Origin of the sequence: Helicobacter didelphidarum (genome assembly GCF_003364195.1) — a bacterium.
Taxonomy (GTDB): Bacteria; Campylobacterota; Campylobacteria; order Campylobacterales; family Helicobacteraceae; genus Helicobacter_A; species Helicobacter_A didelphidarum.
Genome location: NZ_NXLQ01000215.1, coordinates 1 through 455, shown reverse-complemented (window position 1 = coordinate 455; position 455 = coordinate 1). Strand labels below are relative to the sequence as shown.

1 protein-coding gene is annotated in these 455 nt (G+C 34.5%); it reads right to left on the bottom strand.

Features of this window, described 5'->3' with window-relative positions; translation table 11 throughout:
• Nucleotides 1-16: 16 nt before the first annotated feature.
• Nucleotides 17-385, bottom strand: coding sequence for a hypothetical protein (locus CQA53_RS12005; RefSeq protein ID WP_245945928.1), 369 nt, complete (start codon nucleotides 383-385; stop codon nucleotides 17-19).
• Nucleotides 386-455: the final 70 nt, after the last annotated feature.

Below are 455 nucleotides of genomic sequence, written 5' to 3'. Positions count from 1 at the left end.
TTGATTAGAATCTTCATTATCTCCTGTTTTCACTTGGATTCTCATCTATCTCAAATACATCTTTTGCCTTAGCTTCTCCATTTAACATAAGAGGGAATCCTTTATCTGTGAGGATAAGGCTTATATTATCTATAAGTATCACTCCCTCTCCTTCTATCTCTAAGAGAGTGGATATACAAGGTTTAGGGATAGTAGCGATACAAGAGCAAGGAGTAGGGAATCCTGCAATCGTATTACTACAACCAATAATACTTGCATTGAGTAAATCAGACTCTACTATCAATCCATCATTATTGACTTCAAACAACTCTTTATTGCTTGATTGTAATATTACTTTACCTTTATGAGGACACTCTAAGCTATCAGATTCTAAGAGAGGGTGCAAGGGATTCTCCTTGTGATATGAAATTGCTTTATCATAAAGATTATGGTTTTAGTGCTATGGATTATAGCAT